The 24,925-nt window shown below is 62.8% G+C and carries 19 protein-coding genes; 8 read left to right on the top strand and 11 right to left on the bottom strand.

Translation table 11 applies throughout. The features are described 5' to 3' along the window. The 6 genes from QZY01_RS21345 to QZY01_RS21320 form a co-directional block, all read right to left on the bottom strand. Nucleotides 1-1,339, bottom strand: a 1,339-nt coding sequence (locus QZY01_RS21345; RefSeq protein ID WP_294541252.1) for a PHB depolymerase family esterase, incomplete at its 3' end; no start/stop codon positions are given. Between the two features lie 104 nt (nt 1,340-1,443). Next, a complete protein-coding gene (locus QZY01_RS21340; RefSeq protein WP_294541250.1) occupies nt 1,444-1,863 on the bottom strand; it encodes a CopG family transcriptional regulator in 420 nt (139 codons plus the stop codon). A gap of 102 nt (nt 1,864-1,965) precedes the next feature. Next, on the bottom strand, nt 1,966-2,862 hold the full coding sequence (locus QZY01_RS21335; RefSeq protein ID WP_294541248.1) for a ferritin-like domain-containing protein: 897 nt from the start codon (nt 2,860-2,862) through the stop codon (nt 1,966-1,968). Between the two features lie 157 nt (nt 2,863-3,019). Continuing rightward, nucleotides 3,020-3,409 carry an Hpt domain-containing protein gene (locus tag QZY01_RS21330; RefSeq protein ID WP_294541246.1) on the bottom strand — a complete coding sequence of 130 codons (390 nt, stop codon included), beginning with the start codon at nt 3,407-3,409 and terminating at the stop codon, nt 3,020-3,022. Nucleotides 3,410-3,515: 106 nt separating this feature from the next. Beyond that, nucleotides 3,516-4,946 carry a sigma-54 dependent transcriptional regulator gene (locus QZY01_RS21325; protein ID WP_294541244.1) on the bottom strand — a complete coding sequence of 477 codons (1,431 nt, stop codon included), beginning with the start codon at nt 4,944-4,946 and terminating at the stop codon, nt 3,516-3,518. Nucleotides 4,947-5,330: 384 nt separating this feature from the next. Next, nucleotides 5,331-7,298, bottom strand: a complete 1,968-nt coding sequence (locus QZY01_RS21320) for a methyl-accepting chemotaxis protein (protein WP_294541242.1) — start codon at nt 7,296-7,298, stop codon at nt 5,331-5,333. Between the two features lie 344 nt (nt 7,299-7,642). Here QZY01_RS21320 and QZY01_RS21315 point away from each other — a divergent pair, with 344 nt between their 5' ends. The 5 genes from QZY01_RS21315 (at nt 7,643) to rpe (ending at nt 14,053) form a co-directional block, all read left to right on the top strand. After that, the gene (locus QZY01_RS21315; RefSeq protein WP_294541240.1) at nt 7,643-8,707 is read left to right on the top strand and encodes a class 1 fructose-bisphosphatase; all 1,065 of its coding nucleotides are present in this window, start codon (nt 7,643-7,645) and stop codon (nt 8,705-8,707) included. An 11-nt stretch (nt 8,708-8,718) separates the two neighbouring features. Then, a complete protein-coding gene (locus QZY01_RS21310; RefSeq protein ID WP_294541237.1) occupies nt 8,719-9,594 on the top strand; it encodes a phosphoribulokinase in 876 nt (291 codons plus the stop codon). A gap of 160 nt (nt 9,595-9,754) precedes the next feature. Next, the gene (gene tkt / locus QZY01_RS21305) at nt 9,755-11,761 is read left to right on the top strand and encodes a transketolase (protein WP_294541235.1); all 2,007 of its coding nucleotides are present in this window, start codon (nt 9,755-9,757) and stop codon (nt 11,759-11,761) included. A 152-nt stretch (nt 11,762-11,913) separates the two neighbouring features. Further along, nucleotides 11,914-13,299: a ribulose-bisphosphate carboxylase gene (locus tag QZY01_RS21300; protein ID WP_294541233.1), complete on the top strand. Its 1,386-nt coding sequence runs from the start codon at nt 11,914-11,916 to the stop codon at nt 13,297-13,299. A 46-nt stretch (nt 13,300-13,345) separates the two neighbouring features. Further along, entirely contained in the window at nt 13,346-14,053 is a 708-nt protein-coding gene (gene rpe, locus QZY01_RS21295; RefSeq protein ID WP_294541231.1) for a ribulose-phosphate 3-epimerase, read from the top strand. Nucleotides 14,054-14,078: 25 nt separating this feature from the next. Here rpe and glf read toward each other — a convergent pair whose 3' ends face one another. Then, nucleotides 14,079-15,221, bottom strand: a complete 1,143-nt coding sequence (glf, locus tag QZY01_RS21290; protein WP_294541229.1) for a UDP-galactopyranose mutase — start codon at nt 15,219-15,221, stop codon at nt 14,079-14,081. 271 nt (nt 15,222-15,492) lie between these two features. Between glf and QZY01_RS21285 the strand changes: the two genes are divergently transcribed. Together QZY01_RS21285 and QZY01_RS21280 are read left to right on the top strand one after the other, a co-directional pair. Continuing rightward, entirely contained in the window at nt 15,493-17,181 is a 1,689-nt protein-coding gene (locus QZY01_RS21285) for a hypothetical protein (protein WP_294541227.1), read from the top strand. 170 nt (nt 17,182-17,351) lie between these two features. Next, complete coding sequence (locus QZY01_RS21280; protein WP_294541225.1) at nt 17,352-20,315, top strand: caspase family protein; 2,964 nt, start codon at nt 17,352-17,354, stop codon at nt 20,313-20,315. Between the two features lie 75 nt (nt 20,316-20,390). Here the strand turns inward: QZY01_RS21280 and QZY01_RS21275 are convergent, their stop codons facing one another. Beyond that, nucleotides 20,391-20,804, bottom strand: a complete 414-nt coding sequence (locus tag QZY01_RS21275; protein ID WP_294541223.1) for a hypothetical protein — start codon at nt 20,802-20,804, stop codon at nt 20,391-20,393. 69 nt (nt 20,805-20,873) lie between these two features. Continuing rightward, on the bottom strand, nt 20,874-21,902 hold the full coding sequence (locus QZY01_RS21270) for a DUF4424 family protein (protein WP_294541221.1): 1,029 nt from the start codon (nt 21,900-21,902) through the stop codon (nt 20,874-20,876). 146 nt (nt 21,903-22,048) lie between these two features. Between QZY01_RS21270 and QZY01_RS21265 the strand changes: the two genes are divergently transcribed. Then, nucleotides 22,049-22,411, top strand: coding sequence for a DUF4280 domain-containing protein (locus tag QZY01_RS21265; protein ID WP_294541219.1), 363 nt, complete (start codon nt 22,049-22,051; stop codon nt 22,409-22,411). A 3-nt stretch (nt 22,412-22,414) separates the two neighbouring features. Here the strand turns inward: QZY01_RS21265 and QZY01_RS21260 are convergent, their stop codons facing one another. Then, a complete protein-coding gene (locus QZY01_RS21260; protein ID WP_294541217.1) occupies nt 22,415-23,083 on the bottom strand; it encodes a DUF4384 domain-containing protein in 669 nt (222 codons plus the stop codon). Between the two features lie 11 nt (nt 23,084-23,094). Next, nucleotides 23,095-24,909 (bottom strand): caspase family protein, encoded by a 1,815-nt coding sequence (locus QZY01_RS21255; protein ID WP_294541215.1) that lies wholly within the window; start codon nt 24,907-24,909, stop codon nt 23,095-23,097. Nucleotides 24,910-24,925: the final 16 nt, after the last annotated feature.

Genomic DNA, 24,925 nt, shown 5'->3' with positions numbered 1-24,925 from the left:
TGAATTTGCGGCCGCCGGCGGCGACGCCGCTGGTGACGGTCTCGCGCAGATTGGCGCCACCCCTTGCCTGCTCCACGACGCCGTCGCCATTGGCGGGATGGACCGTGGCGTCGCGATCGCCATGGAATACGATGGCGGGAACGGTTCCGACGCCGCGCCGCATTTTCTTCGCCGCCGCGCCCTTTTTCATCGCCGCGAAGGCGGAAGGCATGTCGCTGGCGGCGCCGCAGGCCAGTCCGGAATGGACGCCGATCGCCGCATAGAGATCGGGATAGAGCGCGCCCATATTGGCCGCCGCCGCGCCCCCCGCCGAAAGCCCGGCGATATAGACGCGCTCCGGATCGACCGGAAAATGCGCGACGATCTCTCGGGTGATGCCGGCGATGAGCGAGGGCTCGCCCTGGTCGCGCCGCTGGTCGCGGGAATTGAACCAGTTCCAGCATTTGCCCAGATTGGCCGATGAGGTCTGCGCCGGATAGGCGACGAGGAATTTCTCCTCCTCGGCGATCTGGTTCATGCGCGTGCCGGCGGCGAAATCGTCGGGCGACTGGGTGCAGCCATGCATCATCACCAGTAGCGGCAGGGGCTCGCCGGAAAGGCGGCTCGGCACATAAAGCTTGTAGGGGCGCGCTCCCGACGCATTGGCGAAACTGCGTTGCTCGAACCGCCCCTGGTCCCGCGAACGGGCCGGCCCGCGCGCGACGGCGGGCGCCGAAACCCGTTCGCGTTCGATATCTTCACGCATGACGTCTGGACGTTTGACCTCGGCAAGTTTTCTGCCCGACCGCCGATCCGGCGCCTTTCCGGGAATTTCCGCATGCTTTTCCTCAACGGTTCGGCGGACCGTGACCGGAGCGCCGGGCTGGACCCTTGCAAGTGGAGCCGGCCCGAGCGCCTCCTCCCTTGTCCGATCAAGCCGCTCCGCAAAGCTTTTGTCGATGTCGGTCGCAACCCGTCCCTCCAACGGCTCGACAGCCGTCAGATCGATCGTCACTTCATTCGCGGTTCGGACCCGATTCCGCTCTTTCTCTCGATCCTGGGCTTTTCCGCCGACTTCGTTGGTGGGGCCTGCCTCCCGGCTTTCGTCAAATGGATGAGCGGCGCGAGAACGCACCATGCTGCGAACCAGGCCGCCAAGCACCCCGGGGATCGAGAGGCGCGGCTGTCCCGCGCGGCCGCGCAGAGGCGGCGGGTGGGGCAGATCGTATCGGGCGGCGGCGTCTTCCGATGGGGACGCATGAGAGAGCGAGCGGCGCAGGGCGGCCATGGCTTCGTCGAGCCGGCCCTCGCGCGTCAGTCGCAGCGCCTCGAACATGTCGGTTTTTTTGGGTCCATCCATCGAATGAATTCCTTGATATCATGAATTTTGGTGCGACAGGGCGCAAGGTGGGGGAACAAGTCGGCAAGGGCGAAGGCCCGCGGCCGTCGTTCTGGCCGACGGCGTCAGGTGAGCCGGTCGGACAAGGCCGCTTTCACGGCGGGACTGGCCTGCAATGCGCCAAGAACATGGATGGAGCCGATGGCGTCCCTCGCCAGTTCGGGCGAGACGTCGGGGGCGATGACCGCCAGCCCGAGAACCTGGATGTGCAGCTTCACGCCGCCGGCGCGCACGGTTTCAAGATCCTCGCGAGTGAAACGCCGCAGGCCGATGTCGAGCTTATTCCGCGACACCGACTGTCGGACGGCGTCGGTGTGGCGGTCGAGCTGGTTGCGGATGGCCGTGCGGATGAAATCGGTGCGGTTGGAAAAGAAACCCTCCTGCACCAGGAGATCGATATGGCCAAGGTCGACATAGCCGAGATTGATCGTGATTTTTTCGCTGTCGGCCGGCTTGAGCCTCGGGTCCGGAATTTTCATATTCATCGACGCCACCTAAAAACCATCCACTGGGATGGATATAGGATGGTGAAACACAAATGCAAGGCGAAAATCGCCTGAGTCGGTCGCGGCCGATGGCGCGCCGTTCTACTTCAGGAAACGCCGCGCGAACCGCGCGAGCGCCGGAACGATCCGGGGGCGGAGCAACCGCGCGTCATAGCCGGCCATTCGGCGCTCATTCTCGATCAGGCAAAGATCGATCAGGGCGGCGGGCGACAATTCGACTCCGACCGCGCCCGAACCGTTCATCGCGAAATTGGCGTCCTGCATGTCGCCTTCCTGGTCGAGGCCGCGCGCGATGCCGATGCGCTCCCAGATCAGGAAGGCCCAGACGGCCCATTCGGTGAGTCGGAAAATCGGACGCTCCCACAAGGGCAGGTTGCGCCGTCGCCACGCCACCCAGTTGGCGAAGAACAGGATATGGCGCGCTTCCTCCTGAATCACCGGCTCAAAAGTCTCGACCAGTTCGTCGGGAAAATAGCCCGACCGGCGCGCGGTTTCGAACAGGCCGAAGGCGAAGAAACTGTCGATGCACTCGCTGTAGCCCGTCACCAGCCATGCCCACAAGGCATGTTTCGGCGGGGCGTAGTCGGGCTCGGGGGCGAGTTTGATGCCATAGGCCTCGACCAGTTTCGAGAGCACCACCTTGTGGCGCGCCTCTTCCGCCGCGTCCATCTCCAGCGCCTCGCGCAGCACGGGATCGGCCACGGCCTCGGCAAAGGTCTTGACACGGATCGACGCCCGGCCTTCGGTCTGGACGGCGATGTCCCAGATCGGCAGCGAGGTCACGCGCTCCAACGCTTCCGGCTCCAGCTTCGGCCAGTCGATGACGGCAGGTTTGTACGGATTATGGGTTTCCAGCAGCATCCTCGTGAACAGCCGCATATGTTCCGGCGAACCGATTCGGATCGGGCCGGCGTCGCGACCGCTCCAGTTGCGCATGGCGAAATCGCTGGCGTCGAGGGTCGTCGCATTGACGGTCATCTGAACAAGTCTCCTTCGACGGTCTCCCCCTCCGCCGGGACAGTTGAAGCCGACGGTCGCTTCGGGAGCGCCTGACAGGGATCTTCGGCGAATCCCTTCGGCAGTCAATTCTAAGGCATCGAAATCGGGCTTGTCGATCCATCACAGCCGCAATGGATCAGATCGGGCCGCGCAGACCTTCGAAATGTGCGAGCGCGCGCGCACCGCTTCGCCGCAGTCTTTCCAGCTTCTCGGCGGCGTCGCCCGGCGTCGCCTCCTCTAGCGCCGCCGCGTCGCGCATCGCGGTATTGGCGCCAAATTGCAGGAACAAGCCTTTGAGCTGGTGCGTGAGCGCCCGCGTGGCGGCGGGATCGGCGGCGGCCGAAGGCAGGGCCGACAGCTTTTCCAATCGGACGCCGACATCCTCGACGAATTGTCTTAGCAGCAACAGGAAGGTCTCGGGGCCGAGATCCTCGTTCAGTTCCTCCAGCAAGGAGCGGTCGAATTCTGCCTCGTCCCGCGGGGCGTCGTTCTGTTCCCTGAAATCCAGATCTTCGTCCGCGATCATCGTCGCCTCGCCTGTTCGTCCCTCGGGGCTGTGTTGCCGCCGCTTCAGTCAATCGGAGGCGACTATTTCGCCTGTGCCTCGCGCCAAATCCTTGCGGCGCAGGCGATCATTTCGCCTGCGCTTCGCGCCAAGCCTCCATGCGCCGGTAGATGGTCGAGGGGCTCACCTGCAAGGCCGCGGCGGCGCGGGGAATAGAGCCGCCGCAAAAGTTGATCGCGGCCTCGACGGTCTTGCGGATCACATCCTCCAGCGGCTCGATGCCGGCGACGGAGGAAGGGGGCGTCACGGCCAGGGGCGCCATCGCGCTCGGCGCCGCGGCGCGCGGTTCGGCGGGAGCGGGCGGCGGCGACAGATTGGCGGCGGTCCACAAGCTGCGCGGCAGCATGTCGGGGGAGACCATCTGGCCCTGGTTGAGCACCACCACCGAGCGGATCACGTTCTGCAACTGCCGGATGTTTCCGGGCCAGGGATAGGCGAGCAGAAGGGCCTCGGACTCGGGCGCGAATCCCTTGAAATCCTTGCCGTCCTCGCGGGAGAACAGTTCGAGGAAATACCGGCTGAGGAGCAGGGCGTCCGTATCGCGGTCGCGCAGGGGCGGCAATTCCAGCGGCACGACATGGAGCCGGTAAAACAGATCCTCGCGGAAACGGCCGGCCGCGACTTCCGCCAGCGGATCGCGATTGGTGGCGCAGACGATACGCGCGTCGGAGCGCAGGAGGTGGTCTTCGCCGACGCGCTGCACGGTTTTCTCCTGCAGGAAGCGCAAAAGCTTGGATTGCAGGGCGAGGTCCATTTCCGCCACTTCGTCGAGAAACAAGGTGCCGCCGTCGGCCTGCAACGCCGCGCCCTTGCGGTCGGCCGAGGCGCCGGTGAAGGCGCCTTTGACATGGCCGAAAATCTCACTTTCCATCAGATCCTTGGGGATCGCGGCGCAATTGACGGCGATGAAGGGCCTGTCGCGACGCTTGCTGAGCAGATGCAGCGCCTCGGCGCAGAGCTCCTTGCCGACGCCGGATTCGCCGGTGATGAAGACGGTGGCGTTGGTCGGCGCGACGCTGCGCAGGATGCGATAGACCGTCTGCATGGCCAGCGACTGGCCGATGAACCGGCCCGGCGGGCCTTCGCCCGTTTCCTCCACCGCTTCGGCGAGCCGGTTTTCGAGTCGGCGATGTTTGAGGGCGTTCTGAACGGTGACCGAAAGGCGCTCGCGCGAACAGGGTTTTACGACAAAATCGAAGGCGCCGTGGCGCATGGCTTCCACGGCGAGATTGATCGAGCCCTCGGCGGTGATAACGATAACGGCGGTTGGCGCGCCCATGGCGCGAATGTTCTTGAGAATTTCTAGTCCGCTCATGTCGGGCAGGCCGACGTCGACAATGGCGACGGCAACCGGATTGCGTTCGAGAAAGGCCAAGGCCTCCTTGCCGTCATGGACGATATGGATGTCGAGCGGCTCGCGCTTGAGGAAGGCGGCGTAACTGGCGGCGAGCGAGGGCACATCCTCGACGATCAGGACGCAAGAATTCTGGGAGTTCATTGTTTTTGCTCGCAAAACTTCGGGTCGCGCCCGTTATAGACCGTGGCGGGCGCTTTCGCCAAGTAATTCTCTCGGCCCGATAATTTGATCGTGAGGCGATTTTTCCCGGCTTTCACGGCGGGCGGCGTCGTCCGCGCCGCAGCTTCGGCGAATTCCGGAAAATCCGGTCGGATGGAAGTCCTTCCGCAGGCCGCTTCCGCGAATCGCAGGCTGCGCTTTCGAGTCCGCATCCCCGCTCCCATTCTTATTCTTCGACGCGTTTCCCCAGTTCCCCCCGATACTTATAGCAAATCCGGCAAGGAAGAAATCCGCGCGATTTGTCGCAGAGCGCCCTTGCCTGCGGCTTTTGCGAGGACGCCTCAGGCGTCAAGGCCAAAAAATGCGTCATGCCGCGATGTCGGCGCCAAACGACTGCGGCATCGCGGTCAACGGGTGCTCGAATGCGACTCCGGCGCGCCCCTTGTCAACCCAGATAACCTTGCCCGGATTCCAGGCGCCGTCGATTTCGGCGTGAAGGGTGGCGCCAACCTTCAAGCCGAAGCAATCGTTGAGCCTGACGCCTGTGAGGCTGATGTCGTCGATCAGGGTCCGCAATCGCCGCCCTTCATATTCGACGACGATTTCGGCGTGGACGGTCTCGCGCCAGGCGACCCGGCGCTCCTGCAGATCGACGACCATCATCTGGACGAAATGATCCATGGCGTCGGTGATCCGCGCCGCCGTCTTCACCAGAGCTTCGGAAACTTCGGCCAGATGATTGGCCTCGTTGTCGGTGCGCTCGGCGGTGACGGTCACCGCGCGCACGTTCTGGGCGGCCCGGTCGCTACGCTCGGCGGCCATGGTCACGTTGCGCGCGATTTCGCGGGTCGCTTCTTCCTGCTGCGACACGCCATCGGCAATGGCCAGCGTCAGTTCCCTGATCGAGGCGATCTTGGCGTTGATGTCGGCAATGGCGCTGACCGCCGCGCCGGTCGCGCCATGCATGCGGCCGATCTGCGCGGCGATCTCGTCCACCGCCCTGCCGGTCCGTTCCGACAGTCCCTTGACCTCGTTGGCGACGACGGCGAAGCCCCGGCCCGCTTCGCCGGCCCGCGCCGCCTCGATCGTGGCGTTCAGCGCCAGAAGGTTGGTCCGCCCGGCGATGGTGCGGATCAACTCCAGAATATCGTCGATCTGTTTCGAGGAGTGCGCCAGCCCGTTCATGTCGGCGTCGGCGCGTTCGGCGGCCTGCGCCGTCGAATCGACGATTTCCCGCGCGAGTTGGGCCTGCGCGGAGATTTCGCGGATCGAGGCCTCCAGTTCCACCGTCGCTCCGGCCACCGCCTGCGAATTCTGGGCGGCGCCGGCGGAAGCCGCCGCGGCGTCGCTGGCGTCGGAGCGGACGCTGGCGGCCCCGGTGTTGAGGGTGGTCGACGCCTGGCGCATGTGATCGGTCTGCACGCCGAGATCGGTGACCGAATGGCTGATTTCGTCGCTGAACTGCTTCACTTGCAGATTGAGTTTTTGCTGGCGCTGCAATTCGAGTTCGCGCGACGCCTGTTCGGCCTGGGAAAGCCGGCGGCGCTCATGCTCGTTTTGCAGGAAGACCTCGACCGCGCGGCTCATGTCGCCGATTTCATCGCCGCGTCCGGCAAAGGGCATATGTTCCGGCAAGTCGCCCGCCGCCATTCCGGTCATGGTCTTGGTGATTTCCGCAACCGGCGAGACCAGTCTCTTCTGCACGCCCCAGGCGGCGGCGACGGTCAGAGCCAGTACGGCCCCGGCGATGAGCGTCATCAAAGCCGTGAGCCAGCGATCCTGCGCGGCGGCATAGGCCTCGGTTTCGGCGGTCAGCCGGTTGGTCTGTGTCACCAGTTCGTCGATCTTGCGGCGATGCGCGGCGTAGGCCTTCGATATCTTGCCGTAGGCGGCGTCCGCCGCCGGCTTGTCGCCCCGTTCCAGCGCCGGGATGAAGGCGTCGAAGGTCAGCGACAAAAATTCCCTCGCCGGCGCGTCGGCGCCCTTGAGCAGCAGGTCGCGAACCGTCGGATCGAGTTCCTGCCGGCTCCAATATTGATGGCGGTCCTCGTAATCCTTGCGCAGTTCAGCCAATCGCCGCTTGTGCGCGCCGACCTCGCCGGGGGCGTTGACGGCGAGCGTCGTTTCCAGGAAGGCTTCCAGCAGATATTCCGGCGGCGGCAAGATGTCGGCCACCAGATCCTTGCCGAGCACGACGCGGTCATAGACCGGGCCGCCGACCCTGAGCTTGTGCAGGCTCAGCCAGGCGGTGGCGGAATTGAGCAGGCATCCCAGGATAATAACGGCGCCGACGATTTTTCCGGCGACGGAAATCCGGGTCAGGGCTCGATTCATGGAAGGCCTTTCGCGTTGTCCGCAGCAGAATCTAACCGATGCGATCCGTTCGGCCGATTTGAAACCGGCGGCCTTGCCCGAAGCTGGTTCGACGATCGGCGACCGTCCTCGATCCTGGAACAAAAAGTCATTGCGGGGAGACGGGCGAACCGCCTTGCGCGGGAGCGACCGCGCGGCGAATGACGCCCGCATGGGCCGTAGGAAAAATGCCGCATAGGCCGCGCCAATCAGACATTTAGATTATCTAAAACCGGATTTTCGTTTTTTAATTTTCTTTTTCGTGAACGGAGGATCATTGTGCGCCTCAGGTCGCCGAAAGAGCGAGCCGGGAGGACGCACCGAAGATGAGCATTGACGCGCAGGTTCGCCACACAGAGGGCGAAAGCCTTGAGTCTTATCTGAACTTCTGGAGCGCCGCCGACAAGGGTCGAGGTTCTGTCGCTGCCGTGATCGCCGCGCTGGCGGAGGCGGGCGCCGCCATCGCCGCCGTAATTGCCTCCGGCCCGCTGCTGGGCGCGATGGGCGCCGAAATCGGGCAGGCCAACGCCGACGGCGACAAGCAGCGCAAGCTGGACATATTGGCTGACGAGGCGGTGGTTTCGGCCTTGCGCCGAACCTCGACGGCCTATTACGCCTCGGAAGAGGAAGAGGCGATCGTGACGCTCAACGCCGATGGCGATCTGGCTGTCGCCGTCGATCCGCTCGACGGTTCGTCGAATATCGAAGCCAATATTTCGGTTGGCACGATTTTTTCAGTTTTTCCGGCGTCCCCGGCAGGCGCTACGGCGTCGTTTTTCCGGCCCGGCGAAGAACAGTCGGCAGGCGGCTATATTGTTTACGGTCCGCATACGTCCTTCTTGTTCACGCTTGGCGAAGGCGTCGCCTATTTCGTGCTCGATCCGGCGACGCGAACCTTCCGGCTGATTTCGCACGGGTTGAAAATCGCGCCTTCGACGCGCGAATACGCCATCAACGCCTCCAATTACCGCCATTGGCTGGAGCCCATCCGCACATTCATCGACGATTGCGTCGAAGGGTCAGAGGGGCCGCGCGGCAAGGATTTCAACATGCGCTGGGTGGCGTCGCTGGTGGCGGAAACCCATCGCATTTTCATGCGCGGAGGGGTGTTTCTTTATCCCGCAGATCAGCGTGCGGGCTATGAACAGGGCCGTCTGCGCCTGCTTTACGAAGCCAACCCGATCGCCTTTCTGGTCGAGCAGGCGGGCGGCGCGGCCACCGACGGCGCCGAACGTGTTCTGGGCAAAAGCGCTGCCAGCTTGCACCAGCGCACGCCGCTGGTTTTCGGTTCGGCCGAAAAAGTCGCCCGCATCGCCTCCTATTACAATGATTCCACTTTCAACCGCTCGCGGCCGCCGCTGTTTGGCGAACGTGGTCTGTTTCGCTCCTGAGGCCTAAGAAAATGTCCGTCAAATATCCCATCATTTCAGTCGTCGGCTCCTCGGGCGCGGGCACCAGCACGGTAAAATTCACCTTCGACCAGATTTTTCGGCGCGAAGGCATCGTCGCCGCTACGGTCGAGGGCGACGCCTACCATCGTTACAACCGCGCCGACATGAAAGCCGAAATGGCGCGACGGCGCGACATCGGCGACCAGACCTTCAGCCATTTCTCGATCGACGCCAATTTGCTCGCGGAACTGGAAAGTTCCATGAAAAGCTACAGCGAGACCGGCAGGTGCATGTCGCGCACCTATGTGCATGACGCGCGCGAAGCCGAGGCGCATGGCGTGGCGCCCGGTCATTTCACCGACTGGCGCGAAATTGGCGAGGGTTCGAACCTTCTGTTTTACGAAGGCTTGCACGGCGCCTTGAAATCCGACGGCATCGACATAGCGGGCTATCCCGATCTCAAGATCGGCGTGGTCCCCGTCATCAATCTGGAATGGATTCAGAAAATCCACCGCGACAGTTCTTCGCGCGGTTATTCGGCGGAGGCCGTTACCGACACGATTCTGCGCCGCATGCACGCCTATGTGCATGTCATCACGCCGCAATTCACCCAGACCGACATCAATTTCCAGCGCGTGCCGATCGTCGATACGTCGAACCCGTTTATCGCGCGCTGGATTCCGACGGCTGGCGAATCGCTGGTGGTCATCCGCTTCCGCAATCCGCGCGGCATCGATTTTCCCTATCTGGTGTCGATGATTCAAAACAGCTGGATGAGCCGCGCCAATTCCATCGTCATTCCTGGCGACAAGCTCGACATCGCCATGCAACTCATTCTCACGCCGATGATTCTCCGGCTCCGGGAGCGCAGCGACAGGGCGAGATGAGGCGTCGCCAGCCAGCCGGCCGCATACTGTCGAAAGGCGGAATGGCCTCTTTGAGTTGAATGCTTGCGAAGAGTTGAATGTTTGCGAACACTTGGAGTCGGGCGGTTCCGGCGTTTTACGCGACGCAGGGGTCGCCTTGCAGCGAAGGGATTTTTCGAAGATGAGCGAAACAGTGCTTGCCGAACGCGCCGGGACGAAACCCGCTTTCAAGGACATGGCCAACGCCATTCGCGCCCTTGCGATGGACGCGGTGGAGAAGGCCAAGTCCGGCCATCCCGGCATGCCGATGGGCATGGCGGATGTTGCAACCGTGTTGTTCACACAATTCGTCAACATTGATCCCGCCGATCCGGCCTGGCCCGATCGCGACCGTTTCGTCCTGTCCGCCGGCCACGGCTCGATGCTGCAATATGCCCTGCATTACCTGATCGGCTATTCCGACATGCCGATCGAGGAATTGCAGAAATTCCGCCAGCTCGGCTCGAAAACCGCCGGCCATCCGGAATATGGCCATGCATTGGGCATCGAGACGACCACCGGCCCGCTCGGCCAGGGTCTCGCCACCGCCGTGGGGATGGCGCTCGCCGAACGGCTGCTGAATGCGCGCTATGGCGACGATCTCGTCGACCATTACACCTATATCATCGCCGGCGACGGCTGCCTGATGGAGGGCATTTCCCACGAAGCCATCGACATGGCCGGCCATCTCCAACTCGGCAAGCTGATCGTGCTTTGGGACGACAACCATATTTCCATCGACGGCACCACCGCGCTTTCCACCTCGACCGACCAGATCCGCCGCTTCGAGGCTTCCGGCTGGCGGGTGGCGCGAGTGGACGGCCATAATCAGGCTGAGATTTCCGAAGCCATCGCCAAGGCCCGGGCGCAAAGCGACAAGCCCTGGATGATCGCCTGCCGCACCATGATCGGCTTCGGCGCCCCGACCCGCGCCGGAACCTCCAAAGCGCATGGCGAGGCGCTCGGACCCGAAGAAATCGCCGGCGCCCGCGAAAAACTTGGCTGGCCCCACGAGCCCTTCGTCGTGCCGGAGCCGATCCTGACCGAATGGCGCAAAGTCGCGCGGCGCGGCGCGGAAGCCCATGCGAAATGGAACGCGCGGCTTGCCGCCTCGCCCAAGGGCGCGCAATTCACGGCCCAGGTTTTCGGCGACCCGCTGCCGGCGATCGACGCCGCCCTGAACGAGTTGAAAGCCAGACAATTCGCGGAAAAGCCGAAAATCGCCACGCGAAAAGCCTCGGAAATCGCGCTTGGCGCGATCAACGCCGCCAGCGATGTCACCATCGGCGGCTCGGCCGATCTGACCCATTCCAACCTGACCATCACCAAGGGCATGGAATCGGTGCGGCCCGGCGAGTTTGGAGGCCGCTATATCCATTATGGCATTCGCGAGCACATCATGGGCGCGGCCATGAACGGCATCGCGCTGCATGGCGGCTTCATTCCCTACGGCGGCACATTCCTGGTCTTCGCCGATTATGCGCGCGGCGCGATCCGCCTGTCGGCGCTGATGGGACAAAGGGTCGTCTACGTACTGACCCATGATTCCATCGGTCTCGGCGAAGACGGACCGACCCACCAGCCGGTCGAACATCTCGCCGCCTTGCGCGCCATGCCCAACCTGCTGGTCTTCCGGCCGGCCGATGCGGTCGAGACAACCGAGTGCTGGCAAGCGGCGCTGGCGCAAAAGGACGCCCCTTCCGTTCTCGCCCTGTCGCGCCAGGCTCTGCCGGCCTTGCGCTTGGGGCCGGGCCAAGAAAATCGGTCGGCGAAGGGCGCCTATGTCCTGCGCGAGACCGACGGCGCCCGCGACGCGACGCTGCTGGCGAGCGGCTCGGAAGTCGAGATCGCCATCGCCGCCGCAGACCTGCTCGCCGAGCAAGGCGTCAAGGCGGCGGTCGTCTCCATGCCCTGTTGGGAATTGTTCGAGCGGCAAGGCGACGACTATCGCCGAACCGTTCTGGGAACGGCGCCCCGCGTAGGCGTCGAGGCGGCGCTGCGCTTCGGCTGGGATCGCTGGATCGGTGAAAGGGGCGCCTTTGTCGGCATGCACGGTTTCGGGGCCTCGGCGCCGGCGCCCGACCTATACAAGCAATTCGGCATCACGGCGGATGCGGTCGCCGCCGCCGCGAAATCCCTGCTGGCTTGACGCGACGCCCGGTCCGATCGTCGCGATCGGACCGGCGGCCGGAACCGGCCGAACATGAAATTGACATTCGAGAGCAGCCGCGCGGCCAGGCCTTGCGCCGCGCATGAACAAAATGCCGTCCCGGGCGGACGGCGCCAGACAGGAATACCAACATGGACCAGTCAGATCGTTACGCCAATTTGGCGCTTAAGGAACAAGACCTGATCGCCGCCGGCAAGCATGTTCTTGTCGCCTATATCATGAAGCCCAAGCCGGGCTTTGGAACCTATCTCCAGGCGGCGGCGCATTTCGCGGCCGAATCCTCGACCGGCACCAATGTCGAAGTCTCGACGACCGACGATTTTACCCGCGGCGTAGACGCCCTCGTCTATGAAATCGACGAGGCGAGGGAGGTCATGAAAATCGCCTATCCGCTGGCGCTGTTCGACCGCAACATCATCGACGGACGCGCGATGATCGCCTCCTTTCTGACCCTGACCATCGGCAATAACCAGGGCATGGGCGACATCGAATATGGCAAGATGCACGATTTCTATGTGCCGCCCGCCTATCTGAAACTGTTCGACGGCCCCTCGACGACAATCAAGGATCTTTGGCGCGTGTTGGAGCGTCCCGTGGTCAACGGCGGCTTCATCGTCGGCACGATCATCAAGCCCAAACTGGGCCTGCGCCCAAAACCCTTTGCCGACGCCTGCTATGATTTCTGGCTTGGCGGCGACTTCATCAAGAACGACGAACCCCAGGGCAACCAGACCTTCGCGCCGTTCAAGGAAACCGTTCAACTGGTCAATGACGCCATGATCCGCGCCCAGGATACGACCGGCCAGCCAAAACTGTTTTCGTTCAACATCACCGCCGACGATCATTATGAAATGGTGGCGCGCGGCGAATACATTCTGGAAACCTTCGGCCCCAATGCCGACCATATCGCCTTCCTGGTCGATGGCTATGTCGCCGGCCCCGCGGCGATCACCACCGCGCGGCGCCGCTTCCCCAAGCAATATCTGCATTATCACCGCGCCGGCCACGGCGCCGTGACCTCGCCGCAGACCCATCGCGGCTATACGGCGTTCGTGCTGTCGAAAATGGCGCGGCTGCAAGGCGCTTCGGGCATCCACACCGGCACGATGAGTTTCGGCAAGATGGAAGGCGAGGCCTCCGACAAGGCCATGGCCTACATGATCACCGACGACAGCGCCGACGGGCCGTTCTATCATCAGGAATGGCTGGGCATGAACCCGACCACGCCGATCATTTCGGGCGGAATGAATGCGTTGCGCATGCCGGGTTTCTTCGCCAATCTCGGCCATTCGAACCTGATCATGACGGCGGGCGGCGGCGCCTTCGGCCATATCGACGGCGGCGCGGCCGGGGCCAGATCCCTGCGGCAGGCGGAACAATGCTGGAAGGCCGGCGCCGATCCGGTCGAATTCGCCAAGGATCACCGTGAATTCGCCCGCGCCTTCGAGAGTTTTTCGCATGACGCCGACCTTCTCTTCCCCAATTGGCGCGAAAAGCTTGGCAAAGCAGCCGCCTGATCAAGGCGAAAAACGACAACCGGCGAACAAAAAGGAATGTCCTGATATGAACGCCTTCGACCGATCGATCAAAATCGCGCCGTCGATTCTTTCCGCCGATTTCGCCAATTTCGGCGCCGAATGCCGGGCTATCGAGGCGCAGGGCGCGGACTGGGTCCATGTGGACGTGATGGACGGCCATTTCGTGCCCAACATCACCTTCGGCCCTTCGACCTGCGCCGCCATCCGCAAACATATTCGCGGCGTGATGGACGTGCATCTGATGATCGCGCCGGTCGATCCCTATATCGAAGCCTTCGTCAAGTCCGGCGCCGATTTCGTCACCGTCCACGCCGAAGCCGGCGCCCATCTCGACCGCTCATTGCAACTGGTGCGCTCCTTCGGCGCCAAGGCCGGCGTTTCGCTCAATCCCTCCACGCCGGCGAGCGCGATCGAATTCGTGCTCGATCGCATCGATCTGGTGCTGGTTATGACCGTCAATCCCGGTTTCGGCGGCCAGAGCTTCATCGCCAGTCAGGTCGATAAAGTGCGGCAATTGCGCGCCATGATCGGCGCGCGGCCGATCCATATCGAGATCGATGGCGGCATTACGCCGGAAACCGCGCCGCTGGTGGCGGCGGCGGGCGCCGACGTGCTGGTCGCCGGCTCGGCGGTATTCAAAGGCGGCTCGGTCGAAACGCCGGAGGTTTATGGCCGCAATATCGCGGCTATACGCGCCGCCGCCGAAGCCGCGCGCATGAGCGTGGCCGCCTGAGGATGGATGCTGTCGGCCTTATCCCTCACGGTTCAACGAAAAACGCCGGGATCGGCCTGCCATCCCTGATCTGTTGGATGAGGGCGTCTCCCGCCGCGAGCGCTTCGGCGATGGTAACATCCATGTCGAGATAGCGATAGGAACCGAGTCTGCCGACGAAGCTCACGCCGTTGGCGGCCTTGGCGCGCCCGACATATTTGTTGAGCATGGCCTCTTCGTCGGTCTGGCGGATCGGGTAATAGGGAATGTCCGACGCGCCGCAGAAACGGCTGAACTCTCGATAGCAGATCGTGCCCCCGAAATTGTGCTTCTCCCAGGGCGCAAAATATTTGTGCTCCGTGATCCGGGTGAAGGGGACGTCTTCGTCGCAATAATTCAAGACCGCCGTTCCCTGAAAATCTCCCCTGGCGCGGAATGTTTCGAAATCCAGGGTGCGATAGCCGAGGCGGCCAAATTCATGATTGAAATAGCGGTCGATTGGCCCACTATAAATCACATGGGCGAATTTTTCATCCATATCCTCGAACCGCGCGCCAAGCCTTAATTCGAGGTTGGGCGTATCGAGGATGGCTTTGACGATTTCCGTATACCCGTTTTTCGGCATGGCCTGATACGGGTGAGCGAAATAGGAATCGTCGTAGTCGAAGCGCAGCGGCAGGCGTTTCAGAATTGACGCCGGCAATTGTCGGGGGTCGAGACCCCATTGCTTGCGCGTATAGCCGAGAAAAAACGCCTGATAGAGCTCCGGGCCAATCATGTTCAGCGCCTGTTCCTCGAAATTCGCCGGCTGATCGAATTTTTGGGTTTTCGCGGCAATGAAGGCGCGGGCTTCCTCAGGCCCCATCGCCTTCTGGAAGAACTGGTTGATCGTGAGCAGATTGATCGGCAAGGAATATACCGACCCGCCGGTCACCGCCCGCACCCGATGCTGGTAAGGCGCCCATTCTCCGAATTGTTGCACATAGGCCCAAACGCGCTCGTTGCCGGTGTGGAAAATATGAGGACCATAGACATGGGTCATCACGCCGGTTTCGACATCGCGCTCGGAATGACAATTGCCCGCGACAGTCTTGCGCGTGTCGATGACGAGAACCCGATGACCGGCCTCGGCCAGCGCCCGGCCGATTACCGCGCCCGAAAAGCCGGCGCCAACAATGCAAAATCTCAAGGGGCGCATATCCTGAAGCCATCGCAGTTGAAAATTCGACCGCCCGACGCGATGTGTTGAGGCGTCGAAGCGTGACCGCGCCCAACATAAGATCGGTCGTCCATTGTGTAACGCAATTTGACGCCTATTGCGCGCCGCTTCAAATGGGCGACGGAATGACCGAGGCGGGTTTCGACGCCTTCGCTTGATGTTTTTGGCCGGCCATCTTGATTGAGCTGCAATCGAGGATCAGGATGTCTAGGTTCGACCCTCGGCATGGGAGGTCGCTGTGGTGTTGTCGCGAAAAGCCATTCTCGTTTCGGCGGCGCTTCTGGCGTTTTCGACTCCTGTGAGCCGCGCCGGGGACAGGCTCGCCCGGAGTTTCGGCGAGGGGGACGATCATGGCAGCGTCGGCCTTGCCGTCGACGCCGGCGACGACGCTGAACTGGAGGGTCCGCGGGCGATCTATTCCGGCGACAAGGGCGAAATCTACCTCCTCGACCAGATCAACCGGCGCGTTCTCAAATTCGATCCGAACAATCCGCAACAGCAGACCCAGGCGCTGGAGCTTCCGGACGACCTCGCGCCGACCGATCTGGTCGTAGCCAATGGCGACATTCATGTCTGGGATGGCAAGGTCGTGACGCTGGCGGCGACCGGGCGCGAGGATGCGCCGACCCGTGGCCTGTCGATCACCCGTTCCACCGAAAAACCGGATGAAACCACGCTTTCGGCCTTCGCCCAGATGGGCTCGGTCGATCCTTCCGACGAGCCGGAGGGAATTTCCCGCGGCCTCGGCTCGAACGAGCGCAACAAGCAATTCGTCGCCTCGCGCGGGCGCGGCGCCGTGGTCGCCGCTTTTGCGCCGCTTGAGGGCGACTCCGGCGTCCGTATCGCCGTGACGCCGCGCGGCGGCGGCGCGCCGCTGGCGCGGCTCGATCTGCAGGTCCGTAGCCGGCTCGGCGCGGCGGAGCTGCTGGAAATCGACAAATCGGGCCGCTATTACGTTTTCGCCGAGGAAATTCCGACCGGCGGCGAAGAATCTTCCTTCGCCTTCGTTGTACGATTTTCGCCGTCGGGCGCGCTCGAAGGCGTCTATGAATTGCCGCTGGCGCAAAATGTCGGGCTGTCGCGGCGCTTCGTCACGGTTTCCCCCGATGGCGACGTCTATTTCCTGCGCAACCGCAAAGGTTCGAGCGACGTGCTCGGCGTCGGCTTTCGCGAAATTCGCAAGAGCAAGATCATCGACCTCGGCGTCGGCGGCGGCGCGTCCAGTTTCGCTTTGACCGATTTTCCCTCGCTCAAGCGCACCAACGCGGCGGTGCGGCCGCTGACGCGCCAGCAGGTGATCCAGACCGGAATGGAATTCGCCAATGTTCGCTGGCGGGTCAGTCCCTCCGCCTATGGGCGCGATCCCGATACGGCCTGTTCCGGTTTCAACCGCATCCGGCGCCCCGGCTATATGCATGGAAAAGTCAATCAGGAAGTCGTCGGCGTTCCCTATTGCTGGGGCTGCCATGGCAGCCTCGCCAATTTCGCCGCCTGGGTCCAGCGCGGGCGGCTCGCGGGCAATGTCTGCACCCATAATAATCCGCGCCCCGACGTCGGCGGCGTCGATTGCTCGGCTTTCGTCAGCGCCGCCTGGGGCCTGTCCACCCATTTCACCACCATCGCCATTCCCGCCATCGCCCGGCAATTGCCGAGCGGCTGGGATCTGCTGCCCGGCGACGCGCTGAACAAGCCGGGTTCGCATGTGATGCTTTTCGTGCGCTTTACCCCGGACAAGAAGGCCGAAGTGCTTGAATCCTCGACCGGCGGCTGCAACGGCAAGGTCTGCCGCAATATTTATCCGCTGGGTTCGCTGCTCGCGCGCGGCTACCGGCCGGTGCGCTACCGTGCTTTGCTGGCGGACACGACGGCGGCGACCGACGCCGCGAAGCTGGACGCGGCGACGCCGCAGGGGAAGACCAAGGGAAAGTGAAGAGGCGGCGGCTTGTTTCCTTGCGCCGTGGGCCGCGACTTTCCGACGCCGTCGATCGTTTCACGAGATTTTGAGGCCCGGCCCCAAAAAAATTTGGATTGCATTGGCAATTGGGAGTATTTTACGCGTGCTTCCGAATTGCGACCGGAGGGGCTCAACAGGCTGGGGAAATGAAGGCGAGGGTCAATATCGCCGTTTTGGCTGTGAGCGTCCTGTTCTGGGCGCTTTTCGGCGTTGCGGCCTATGCCGACAAGAGGGTCGCGCTCATCGTCGGCAATTCCGATTACGCCCGCGTGATAAAACTCGGCAATCCCGAAAATGACGCGCACGACCTCGCCGACGCCCTGCGCGGCCTGAATTTCGAGGTGATTTTCAAGATCAATGTCGATCAGCGCGGTCTCGGGGCGGCGCTCGAAGAATTCGAGCGCAAGGCGCAGGGCGCCGACACGGCGCTGTTCTTCTTCGCCGGTCACGGACTGCAATTCCGGGGGCAGAATTATCTGCTGCCGGTTGACGCCGATCTCGAAGACGAAGTCAGCCTCAAATATAACACGCTGGCGATTGAAAAAGTGCGCGAGGCGCTCGATTCCGCTAGCGGCGTCAAGATCATGATTCTCGACGCCTGCCGCAATAATCCGCTGTCGGACAAGCTCGTCACCCGCACCGCCGGCCTGAGCCGCAGCGCCGCGCTGACGCGCGGTCTGGCGCGTCTCGACCGCACCGAGGGCATGGTGGTCGCCTATGCGACGCAGGCCGATCAGGTCGCTCAGGACGGCGCCGGCCGCAACAGCCCGTTCTCTTCCGCGCTGGTGCGCCGGCTCAAGGAGCCCAATCTCGAGATCGCCACGTTGTTCCGGCGCGTCGCGCAAGACGTTTACGAACAGACCGGCGGCCGGCAAAGGCCGGAATTGTCGATCTCGCTGTTGCAGGATTTCTATCTGAACATCCATGATGACGATTCGCGCCAGTGGCGGCGGATCGGCCCCAACGCCAGCGAGGCGGAACTTCGGGATTTCATCGCCAAATTTCCGTCGTCCCCTTACGTGCGCGACGCCCAGAGCCGTCTCTACGTGCTCGACACCGTCCGCCAGGAACGCGACGCGATGAACCAGCGCATCGCCGCTTTCGAGGCCGAAAAGAAGGAATTCCTGAAGCGCGAGGCGGAACGCCTGAGCGCCGAACAGCGCGAAAAGGAGCGTCGCGAAAAGGAGCGCGCCGACGCCGACCGTCTGGCCATCGAACGGCAGGACAAGGAGCGCCAGGAAGCCGAACGCCGGCAGGCCGAGCGGGTCGCCTTTGAAAAGCGCGAGCAGGAGCAATTGGCGAAGGCCCGCCTCGCAGCCGAAAAGCTTGAGGCCGAGCGGCAGGAAGCCGCCCGGATCGCGACGGAAAAGCTGGAGAAGGAGCGCGTCGCCGCCGAAATGCGCGAACAGGAGCGGCTCAGAAACGCCCAATTGGCGGCCGAGAAGGCGGAGAAGGAGCGGCTGGCGGCCTTGAATCTGGCCATCGAGCGCAAGGAAAAGGAGCGGCAGATCGCCGAGGAGCGGGAGCGCCAACGCCTGCTGGCCGAACAACGGGCTGCGGAGAAGCTTGAGCAAAAACGTCTCGCTGAAGCCGCGCGCGAGGCCGAAAAGCAGGAGGCTCAGCGGCTGACCGAGCAGAAGCGCGAGACCGAAAGGCTTGAAAAGGAGCGCGCCAGAATCGCGGCACTTGAGCAGGAAGATCGCAAAAAGGCTGAAATCGAGGCGGAAAAGCTCGAAAAAGACCGCGTCGCCGCCGAATTGCGCGAACAGGAAAAGCGCAAGAGCGCTCAACTGGCGGTCGAAAAGGCGGAGCAGGAACGGCTTGCGGCCTTGAGTCTGGCCAACGAGCGCAAGGAAAAGGAGCGGCTGGCGACAGAGGAGCGGGAGCGCCAACGCCTGCTGGCCGCACAGCAGGCGGCGGAGAAGCTGGAGCAAAAACGTCTCGCCGAGGCCGCGCGTGAGGCCGAAAAGCAGGAGGCGCAGCGGCTGGCCGAGCAGAAGCGCGAGGCCGAAAGGCTCGAAAAGGAGCGCATAAAAATCGCCGCGCTCGAACAGGAAAATCGCGACAAGGCGGAAATGGAGGCGGCGAAGCAGAGGCAAACGGAGGCCTGCGTCCGTGAAAACGCCGATTTCACCCGCCTTGTCGGTGAAAAGCAGCCGGACGCGCTGCAAAAGCTGAAGACGCAGGTCAGCTGTCCGGGGCTTGTTGCGTCGATCGACAAAGCCGTGGCGAAGTTACTGAAAGCGCAAGAGCAAGCCTGCGTCGCCGAAAATCGCGCTTTGCGCAAAATCGGCGCAAACGATCTGACCGCGTTAAAGGTTTTCGTCGGCGGCGCGACCTGCGATGGGGCGCGAAAGACGGCGGGAGAAGGGGTCGGCAGGCTCGAAGCGGAAATCGCCAAAATTGAGGCGGCTTGCACAAGCGAAGGCGAGCGGCTCGCGGCGATCATGGCCAAACAATCGGAAAAGGATCAGCTTTATTCGGAATTGACCGCTTTGCAGGCGCAATTGTTGTGCGCCAGGCTGCGCCCGACCATCGCCGACGCGCTGAAATCCTTTGCGCCGAAACAGACGCCGGATGTCGATACGCCAGACCAGATCAAGACCGCTCAAATCGAGCTTGGCCGCATCGGATGCTATTCCGGCAAAATCGATGGCGCGCTGTCCGCGAGCACCAGGACGGCTTTGCAGAATTATTTCCAGGCGCAAGGCAAAAGCGATGGTCCGAAGGGCGTCAACGACGACCTGCTTGGAGAGTTGAAAGGGCAGCCGGTAACGGTCTGCAAGGAAGGCGCGATCGTCGCCAAGGTTCCGGAACCGGACCAGGAACCCAATGCTGTCAGGCCGAAGCGTCTGAGCCCCGCCGTCGAACCGCAGCGCGAGGAAACGGTCAAGCCGAGGCGGCGTCACCCTGTTGCGCGCGAGGAGCCCGACGAACCGGCGCCGCCGCGCAAGGCGCACGCGTCTCGTCCCGAGCGCCCACAACGTGCGGCTGCGCCTCACGCGGTCGTCCGCAATCATGCAACGGCCCGGCCTGCCACCGCGCGCCCGCCCGGACCGTCGGCGGCCAGTCATTCGCATAGTCCAGGGATGATCGGCGGCGGTTACTGAGCCGTCGCGAAGCCAGCAAAAAAGCCGCCTGGAAAGGCGGCTTTCGATTATCGGGATCCCCTTGGTCGAGGCGCGTCAGTAACTAACCCCAATCATAAGCATTTTGCCGTGCGGGCGAGAAGGCGTTGAGCTATTATTCTCGTTAAAAGCGATGCGGTCCGCTCTCTTCTGAGCATGAACGCTTGTTTTCGGCTTGGTTTTTCCCAAAGCGGATGGCGCGACCGGGCGGGGAGGCGCGACGTCAATTGGCGGCGCCTGCGAGACGAACCGATCCGCTGCGGGCTCCGCTTGCGCGACTGACAATGCATCGACCGTCGAGTCGTTTTTCGCGCTATTGCCCGGCGCTTCCGAATTCACCGGAAATGCCTCCGCCGGAGCGGCAAGCAGAAAGGGCGCGGGCGCAACGGTTTCGGCGAAGGCCACAGCGCCGAAAGCCAGCGTAAATATGCCAACCACGCCACCCATTACAGTGGATTTGATTTTGGACATTGTTTCAACCCTCTAATGGCAGTCTACCTCTTAAAATGCGGAATTTCCATGGCCTTGCGGAAAAAAGTTTCAGCGAAGGTTAACCGGCCGCAGCCCTTTTCGGTCAATCATCAAAATATTGATTTCGGCGCTGGGGACATAATTATCGGCGCGCATCTCGAACGACGTCTCGGAAATCTTTTTAAGTTCTCCAGCGCAAAACGACAAAATTCGTTGCGTAGACTCCTTGTCCACGACCAATTTATAGTGCGTCGCCGGGATAGATGACGCCGAATACATTTTGGTCTTCAGGTGAAGCCGCAGCTCCTTGACGCCGTTGACGTTGGCTTCTTCAACGCCGGCAAGCTTGTCCAATCCATTGAGAAAGGCTTCGTCGACGCAAAAAGTCGCGCGCTTGCCGCGCACATCGGCCTCCAGCCCTTTTTGATCGCGCAAGGGCTTTCTCAGCACCGTGTCTGGACCGACGCCGACGCTGGGGCGGTACTGCAATTCGATCCGGATCGACCCGGCAGGCGGCACCACCACTCTCCGCGTTGAACTGGTCTTGACCGTCCATGAAGGAAAGAACAGCGGCTTGCCGTCGATGCTGGTCCCGGACTCGACGATCAATCCTTGCCCGACAAGCTTGTCGCGAAGCTCGGGCGCCGTGTCCGCGAGCTGGTTCTGAAATTGACCGACCGGCACAAGAGCGACCTTGGTCTGGCGCAGCAGGTCGGTCACGTCCTTCCCATCCAGCAGGGCCCGCTGGGTAATGGCGAAAGGCGCCGCCGCTCCGTCGATGCGGACCGTGGCGTTCAGAAAATTGACGGGATCGGAACCGGGAATGGCGTATTGCGCGTCCGGATCGGAAAAATCGAGTTCGGGAAATCGGAAACCAAGCACAAGTTCCAGTGGAATGGCGCCTTTGTTCGAAACAATGTAGCTGAAAGTCGATCTGGTAGGCGTAAGCCGGACCTCTTCGGAATCGAGGACAAGAGCCGCATTGTCCGAAACTTTCAGAAACTCGATTCCGCCGGTCGCAAGCTCCGTCAAGGATTCCGCCGCCAGCGCCGCGCCGCCGATCAGGAACGCCACCCCTAAAGCGATGGCTTTCGGCACTTTTGTCTTCCAATATCGCATCTTTCCCTCATCGACGGCCAAACTGGACGATATCGCCCCTGAGGCGCTCCCTGGACGTTAAGCTTTCGAGCGCAGGATTCCATCCTTATAATACGGGTTTGTCGCGCGAAGTAATGGAGGCCGACATGCCGCTACAGGTCATCAGCCAGTTGGGAATGTGCATCTGCACGATGGGCGTCGCGCCGACGCCCATCGTCGTGACCAGCAATCAAACCGAATTTTGCTGCGGGCAATTTTCGGCCACCATCATGGACTTTATGCCGATAACGAACATCACGCCGTTCGGGACCTGCACGACGCTGACGGCGGCGGCAAACGGGGTTCCAACCCCTTGCGTCCCGGCGACTACTTCGCCATGGACGACCGGTTCGCCCACCAACAGCATCCAGAAAATGCCCAACCTGCGCGACTGCGACACCCTCGTCTGCATGATCGGCGGCATGATCTCGATCCAGTTCGCCGGCCAGACGCAGGTCGATGTCGACTGAACCTCAGCGAATGACATAGAAATGCGCGACGAACGAGAGTTTTGGCTGCTGAAACTCTCCTGTCCCTTCGGCCGGCACGATCCTCAATCCATTGGCCGCGTCGCGAAGGAATTCCGCGGCGCCGGCCTGTCCGGCAAGCTCGGGCGGAACATCGGGAAGATCGACCATTTCCAGAGGCGTTTCACTGAAAATCGCCATGACCATGCCAATGCCCCTCGGGGCCGACGCCACAAATTCATAAGTCCGGGAGCCGGCCTGCGGGATGGTCACCAAGGTTTTGGCCGGGATCTGGTTGCTTTCCGCGATGGGCCCCTGAGCCTTTGCAAGCGTGAGAAAATTGGGAAAAATCTGGGTCAGTCTGCCGGTGGCGTCGACATCGACGAGGATCACATAACCCTTTTTCCTGGCGCCGACGCGGAAAGACAGTCTGGTTCCAAGCGGCGCGTCGGCGGAGGGGGACATTTCCATCGTCAAATCGACCATATTGGTCAATCGCGGGTCCTGGGGCGCGGTCTGCGGCGTTGTCGCCTCCGGCGCCGCCTCGGATTTTGGCTTCGATTCGGGGCCTTGAATGCGGACGGCGCGCGAAAGTCCTTCGGATGGCGCCTGCGCCCCGCATGCGGTAGGCGCCGCGCCCGCGAGAACAGCGAAGATCAGCAAGGCATGGCGCATGGCTCAAGCTTTCATGGCGTGGTGAAAAGGCCGACGAAACCCACCCGCAATCCTTGCGATTCCTCTCTCGACAGCACATCCGACAGGCGCTCGGGGCTGATCTGGCGGGAGGATTGCCGCAGCAGGCGCTCCAGTTCCGTCAAACGCTGGTTGGCGGTGATGGCGATGATCAGATCGGCGCCATAAGGTTCGCGAACCTGGAATTCGACGCCATATTTCGGATCGGACCGCTTCGGCGGATCGGAACCGAGCGGATAGAGCAATTGAACATTGCCATTGCCCGACAGATTGAACAGCACAAGATAGCGGTCGGTCAACTGCTCGACCTCGATTTCAATCCGCGTGCCCTTGGTGTGCAACTCGTCGCTGGGCAGCAGCCGGATGGCTTGCGCGCCGCGCGCCGCGCGCTGTTTCAATCGGTCCAGCGCGATGGTCCGCTCGACCACTCCGGGCAGTTCGGAGGCGGCGATGTTGCGGGCTATGACGTCCGCCCCCTCCAGAACATCATTGGTCCGGGGATCCCAAACCAGATCCGGATTGGCGTTGGGCGCAACCAGCGTGACCGGCGACTTGCGCTGGAGATCGGCCAACAAGCCGTTCTGCCCGTTGAGCGCCGCCACCTTGATGGTGTCGCGCCCGGCCGGGGGGCGCAGGCCGGGACGCGGCGCCGCGAGCGCGTCCGGATTTGGCCTGCCTGCGACCGGCGGCGCGTCGGCGATGGGCCGGTTGGCCGGGGGCGCCGCCTCCAGCGGCTGATCGACCGGCGAGATCGTCAAGCCGCCATCCTTGCCGGTCCCCGATTCGACGGGGCGAATGGCAATGCCGCGCGTCAATTCGACGACGACGTCGCGGCCGGCGTCCTCGCGCGATGGGCCTTCCAGCACCACGATCTGGCGCTGATCGCTCATCTGGTGGGCGATCTGCTTGATGTAATCGTAAAGCGCCCCAACGGTGAGCCGGCCGTCGCCCTTGAGGTCCGCCGCGCCTTCCAGCGCCCGGGCGAAGGCGTAGGACAATCCGCCGCGATAGCCGGCGCCGGGAATTTTGACTTCCGCGACGCGCGAATGCTTGTCCGCCGCCGCGAGCACCAGCGATCGCCTGAAATCGGACGTCGATGGAAAGGAATCCGCGCGCCCGGCGACGCTGACCAGACGATCCTCGACCGGCGTGTAGGCGACGCAACGGTAGATCGGTTCGGCGCCGCGCGGATCGACGCCGCGCGCCAGCCCGCCGCCCGAACAGGCGTCGGCGACGAAAACCGCCCGCCCGCCGGCCGCTTCGATTTTATGGATATAAAAATTGAATTCCCTGCCGAGGATTTTTTCGGACGCACCGTCGGGATTTTTCGGATCGAAGGTCTGCAGCAGAAATACTTCTTCGGTGGCGTCCGGCTGCGACCCGCGCGCCCTTTCGGGCTCTTGCGCTCCAAGCCCGGCGATGGCGATGAAAACCGTGTCGCCGGCGCGCGTCGCGCCGGCCAGCGCCTCGAAGGCCGCAAGCATGGCTTTGCGGTTCGCTTCGCCTTCGAGCAGGAGGCGGACGTCGGCGACGCCGATCCCGCGCAACGCCTGTTCGATATCCCGCGCATCGGCGACGGCGCCGCGCAGCGCCGGCATATGGCGGTAGTGGTCGATTCCGACCACCAGAGCGCGGGAGGCGGCCCATCCGCCGGAGGCCTGGAAAACCAACGCCAGCGACAGCGCCGCCAAAATTCGCAGCTTCATCCTGCGTCCGGCGCAGCGGCGTCCATCCTCGTCCACCGGCGCGTCCGGCGAGCGCAAAGCTTGCCTTTCCCGCAGAATCGCAAAGTCGCGACAAGGCCTCATGGCGTTCAACCCGCTT

The organism is uncultured Rhodoblastus sp., assembly GCF_903903185.1.
Taxonomy (GTDB): Bacteria; Pseudomonadota; Alphaproteobacteria; order Rhizobiales; family Beijerinckiaceae; genus Rhodoblastus.
This window is presented reverse-complemented; position numbering and strand designations above follow the sequence as displayed.

What these genes read in the sequence shown, in the direction of transcription:
- QZY01_RS21310 (WP_294541237.1), top strand. Translation starts at nt 8,719, where the DNA reads ATGTCCGTCAAATATCCCATCATTTCAGTCGTCGGCTCCTCGGGCGCG.
- QZY01_RS21335 (WP_294541248.1), bottom strand. Translation starts at nt 2,862, where the DNA reads ATGACCGTCAATGCGACGACCCTCGACGCCAGCGATTTCGCCATGCGC.
- QZY01_RS21275 (WP_294541223.1), bottom strand. Translation starts at nt 20,804, where the DNA reads ATGTCCAAAATCAAATCCACTGTAATGGGTGGCGTGGTTGGCATATTT.
- QZY01_RS21280 (WP_294541225.1), top strand. Translation starts at nt 17,352, where the DNA reads ATGAAGGCGAGGGTCAATATCGCCGTTTTGGCTGTGAGCGTCCTGTTC.
- QZY01_RS21340 (WP_294541250.1), bottom strand. Translation starts at nt 1,863, where the DNA reads ATGAATATGAAAATTCCGGACCCGAGGCTCAAGCCGGCCGACAGCGAA.
- QZY01_RS21255 (WP_294541215.1), bottom strand. Translation starts at nt 24,909, where the DNA reads ATGAGGCCTTGTCGCGACTTTGCGATTCTGCGGGAAAGGCAAGCTTTG.
- tkt (WP_294541235.1), top strand. Translation starts at nt 9,755, where the DNA reads ATGAGCGAAACAGTGCTTGCCGAACGCGCCGGGACGAAACCCGCTTTC.
- QZY01_RS21320 (WP_294541242.1), bottom strand. Translation starts at nt 7,298, where the DNA reads ATGAATCGAGCCCTGACCCGGATTTCCGTCGCCGGAAAAATCGTCGGC.
- QZY01_RS21330 (WP_294541246.1), bottom strand. Translation starts at nt 3,409, where the DNA reads ATGATCGCGGACGAAGATCTGGATTTCAGGGAACAGAACGACGCCCCG.
- rpe (WP_294541231.1), top strand. Translation starts at nt 13,346, where the DNA reads ATGAACGCCTTCGACCGATCGATCAAAATCGCGCCGTCGATTCTTTCC.
- QZY01_RS21260 (WP_294541217.1), bottom strand. Translation starts at nt 23,083, where the DNA reads ATGCGCCATGCCTTGCTGATCTTCGCTGTTCTCGCGGGCGCGGCGCCT.
- QZY01_RS21300 (WP_294541233.1), top strand. Translation starts at nt 11,914, where the DNA reads ATGGACCAGTCAGATCGTTACGCCAATTTGGCGCTTAAGGAACAAGAC.
- QZY01_RS21325 (WP_294541244.1), bottom strand. Translation starts at nt 4,946, where the DNA reads ATGAACTCCCAGAATTCTTGCGTCCTGATCGTCGAGGATGTGCCCTCG.
- QZY01_RS21265 (WP_294541219.1), top strand. Translation starts at nt 22,049, where the DNA reads ATGCCGCTACAGGTCATCAGCCAGTTGGGAATGTGCATCTGCACGATG.
- QZY01_RS21315 (WP_294541240.1), top strand. Translation starts at nt 7,643, where the DNA reads ATGAGCATTGACGCGCAGGTTCGCCACACAGAGGGCGAAAGCCTTGAG.